This window comes from Aestuariivirga sp. (assembly GCF_046093005.1).
Taxonomy (GTDB): domain Bacteria; phylum Pseudomonadota; class Alphaproteobacteria; order Rhizobiales; family Aestuariivirgaceae; genus Aestuariivirga.
In genome coordinates this window covers 1-3,674 of sequence record NZ_JBJTER010000165.1, presented here as the reverse complement: position 1 = coordinate 3,674, position 3,674 = coordinate 1, and the positions used below count along the sequence as shown (strand labels likewise).

The 3,674-nt window shown below is 63.6% G+C and carries 3 protein-coding genes and 1 pseudogene; 2 read left to right on the top strand and 2 right to left on the bottom strand.

Annotation, left to right across the window (positions count from 1 at the left end; genetic code table 11):
* Window positions 1-356 (bottom strand): annotated as a pseudogene (locus ACKOED_RS14155) (NAD-dependent dihydropyrimidine dehydrogenase subunit PreA); the annotation flags it as partial.
* 12 nt (window positions 357-368) lie between these two features.
* Window positions 369-1,703 carry an NAD(P)-dependent oxidoreductase gene (locus tag ACKOED_RS14150; RefSeq protein WP_408917257.1) on the bottom strand — a complete coding sequence of 445 codons (1,335 nt, stop codon included), beginning with the start codon at window positions 1,701-1,703 and terminating at the stop codon, window positions 369-371.
* A 201-nt stretch (window positions 1,704-1,904) separates the two neighbouring features.
* Here ACKOED_RS14150 and ACKOED_RS14145 point away from each other — a divergent pair, with 201 nt between their 5' ends.
* Window positions 1,905-2,210, top strand: a complete 306-nt coding sequence (locus ACKOED_RS14145) for a hypothetical protein (RefSeq protein WP_408917256.1) — start codon at window positions 1,905-1,907, stop codon at window positions 2,208-2,210.
* A 263-nt stretch (window positions 2,211-2,473) separates the two neighbouring features.
* A partial coding sequence (locus tag ACKOED_RS14140; RefSeq protein ID WP_408917255.1) for a glycogen/starch/alpha-glucan phosphorylase occupies window positions 2,474-3,674 on the top strand: 1,201 nt, incomplete at its 3' end.

The window sequence follows — 3,674 nt, the reverse complement described above, 5'->3', positions numbered from 1 at the left end:
TTCCATGACTCTTCCTGGCAGGGCACCATTATCGACACGATCATGGCGCGATCGGGCCATTCACGCTTGACCTTCTTGATCTCGCGGAGGTTCACCTCCAGCGGACGGTCGGTAATGAGTTCGATGTTGTTGAGGCCGAGCAGGCGCCGGTCCGCACCATGAATGGCGCCATAGCGCGGGCCCGAGACGTTGACGATCGGCGGGCCTTCCTCGCCCAGCGTTTTCCAGACAACACCACCCCAGCCCGCCTTGAAGGCGCGCACCACGTTGTATTCCTTGTCGGTGGGCGGCGCCGAGGCCAGCCAGAACGGATTGGGCGATTTGATGCCGAGAAAATTGCTGCGCAGGTCGGCCATGGCTGTCGTCCTCTAAGCCGTGAGAAACTGATGGATGGATTCGGCGGCGCGGCGGCCATCGTCCACGGCGGCCACCGTCAGGTCCTGGCCGCCCGCCACGCAGTCGCCCCCCGCCCAGACGCCCTTGAGGCTGGTGCGCCGCTCGGCATCCGCCTTGATGCGCCCGCCTTCCAGCAACAGGGCGCCGCCGGCGGCATCGACATAGCTCTGGCCGATGGCCCGGAAGATCATGTCGGCGGGAAGTTCGAAACTCTCGCCGGTGCCCGCCAGACGTCCGTCAGTTTCGCGCGTGTATTCGCACAGAAGGCCGACGGCCTTGCCATGTTCGGCGATCACTTTCCTGGGCATCACCCAATGCTTGATCCTGACGCCGCGGGTCTGGGCCACGTCCTGTTCATAGGGGCTCGCCTTCATCTGGGCGGGGCCGCGGCGGTAGAGGATGGTCACATCCTCCGCCCCCAGCAGCTTCGACTGCACGGCAACGTCGATCGCCGTCATGCCGCCGCCGATCACCAGCACGTGGCGGCCCACCGGCAGGCGGGCGAGATCGCTGGCCTGGCGCAGCGCCGCGATGTAGCCGACCGCATCCTCGACGCCGGCGGCATCATCGTGCTGGGCGCCGAGCGCATTGACGCCCTGCAGCCCGACACCCAGGAACACGGCGTCGAAGCGCTTGCGGAGATCATCGAGGGTCAGGTCCTGGCCCAGCTTCTTGCCGTGCTCGACGGTGATGCCGCCGATGCCGAGGATGAAATCCACTTCCTTCTGGGCGAAGCCGCCGGGCGTCTTGTAGGCGGCGATGCCATATTCATTGAGGCCGCCGGATTTCGGCCGGGCCTCGAATACGGTGACGTCGTGGCCGTGCATGGCCAGCCGGTGGGCGCAGGCAAGCCCGGCGGGGCCGCCGCCGGCGACCGCCACCCGCTTTCCGGTCGGCGCGGCACGCTCATAGGGGTGGCCCGGCTCCGCCATCAGCGCGTCGGTGGCGTAGCGCTGCAGAAGCCCGATGCGGACCGGCTTTCCTTCCGCCGCCTCGCGCACGCAAGCCTCCTCGCAGAGCGTTTCGGTGGGGCAGACCCTGGCGCACATGCCGCCGAAGATGTTCTGGTCGAGGATGGTCTTGGCGGCGGTTTCGGGGTGGCCCGTCTGGATCTGGCGGATGAACAGCGGAATGTCGATCGTCGTCGGACAGGCCTTCATGCAGGGCGCGTCAAAGCAGAAATAGCAGCGGTCGGATTCGACGAGCGCCTCATGATCATCGAGCGGCGGATGGATGTCATTGAAATTGGATGCATAATTCGCATCGCCGAGGCGCCCTGCCGCGATGTTGGGCCGTCTCTCCGCCATGATCCCTGCTCCTTGCCGAATTGACTTAGGGAGAGAATGACAGAATTTGTTCAGTTGGTCAAATTTTGCTTCTTGCATGCTGGTTCTCACTGACGCGTTTTGCGCCAGGTTGGGCCGCGCCGAACCGCAGAGGCTGCGATGATCGAACCTGGAGAACGGGAATTGGTTCTGATCAGGGAGTGCATCGGGAATGAGGAGACCATGCTGCTCGCCGGTCTTGAGAAGGCCAGCCGGAACACCGGCCTGATCTTGCAGCACCATAGTGGCATCATCGCCAGTTTGAATGAGGAAGCCTGCGATCCATTGTTCGGTTATGACGCCGAATCCGATGAAACCATCTGGCGGGACCATGATCCGGGTTTTGATGACGCCCTGGTTCCGGTCCCCGGCAGCCGCTCCATGCGTGGAAATCCTTTGTCGCTGGCGCGCTGCGAACGAAAAGAAGCGGGCAGCGCCGCCCTTGCCCCTCGCGCCGGCCGCAAGTTCAAGAAATGCCACGGCGCCTGAAAGAACTTTTCAATAGGCTGTCCGGCGGCGGACCCGGGTGAGCTGCGCAATCGCCGCTGACCGAGACGGCACGAGATTGTTATGTAACAAAACATCCAGCCAGCCAGGCGGCAAAGGACCCCCGAACCCGCAACCAGCCGCAAGTCATCTCCGTTACTCTTGCACCCTCTTCAAGCCGCCAAGGAAATCATTTCGTTTCCAAGCGGTTGATCTATGCTCTAGGCTTGAGACGAGAAAGAACAAAGAGCACCAATAGCAGACCAATGTTTGAATTTGCCTCCCGCCCCGCCGACGCCGCCACGATCCGCGCCGAAATCCTCCAGAAGCTCACCTATGCCATTGGCAAGAATCCCGATGTGGCCAAGCGCCATGATTGGCTCAACGCCACGATCCTCGCGCTGCGCGACCGCATCATCGACCGCTGGATGGAATCGACAAGGCGGGCCTATCAGACGCAATCAAAGCGCGTCTACTATCTCTCGCTGGAATTCCTCATCGGCCGCCTGCTGCGCGATGCGATGCGCAATCTCGAACTGACCGAGGCCTTCACCCAGGCGCTGCAATCGCTCAATGTCGAGCTTGATCTGGTGGCGGCTCTGGAGCCCGATGCGGCGCTGGGCAATGGCGGGCTGGGGCGGCTTGCAGCCTGCTTCATGGAGAGCATGGCGAGCCTCGACATCCCCGCCTATGGCTATGGCATCCGCTACGATCACGGCCTGTTCCGCCAGAAGATCGTCGATGGCTGGCAGGAGGAGCTTCCCGAAAACTGGCTTGAGCATGGCAACCCCTGGGAATTTGGACGCCGCGAGGCCGCCTATGAGATCGGATTCGGCGGCCATGTGGCGCCCGGCGTCGAGACCGGCCGCAGCCAGCAACGGCACTGGAAGCCGGCGGAAAAACTCCTGGCCTCCGCCTGCGACACGCCGATCGCCGGCTGGCGCGGCAAGCGCGTGAACACGCTCAGGCTGTGGACCGCGCGCGCCCTCGACCCGATCCGCCTCGATGCTTTCAACAGCGGCGACTATCAGGCAGCGCTCGCGGAGAGCAACAAGGCCGAGATCATCACCCGCGTGCTCTATCCGGCGGATTCGACTCCCGCCGGCCAGGAATTGAGGCTGCGGCAGGAGTATTTCTTCACCTCAGCCTCGCTGCAGGACATCATCCGCCGCCACATGCAGCAATATGGCGACATCCGTTCGCTGAGCGAGAAGGTGGCGATCCAGCTCAACGACACGCACCCCGCCGTGGCCGTGGCCGAACTCATGCGCCTGCTCGTCGACAACCACGCCCTCGACTGGGACGCGGCCTGGGAGATCACGAAGGGTGCGATCAGCTACACCAACCACACGCTGCTTCCCGAGGCGCTCGAAAGCTGGCCCGTGCACCTCTTCGAGCACGTGCTGCCGCGCCACATGCAGATCGTCTACCACATCAACGCCAAGCTGATCGCCGATGCGCAGAAGC

Excerpts from the sequence above, each read along its gene's own strand:
- ACKOED_RS14150 (WP_408917257.1), bottom strand. The coding sequence starts at position 1,703 with ATGGCGGAGAGACGGCCCAACATCGCGGCAGGGCGCCTCGGCGATGCG.
- ACKOED_RS14145 (WP_408917256.1), top strand. The coding sequence starts at position 1,905 with ATGCTGCTCGCCGGTCTTGAGAAGGCCAGCCGGAACACCGGCCTGATC.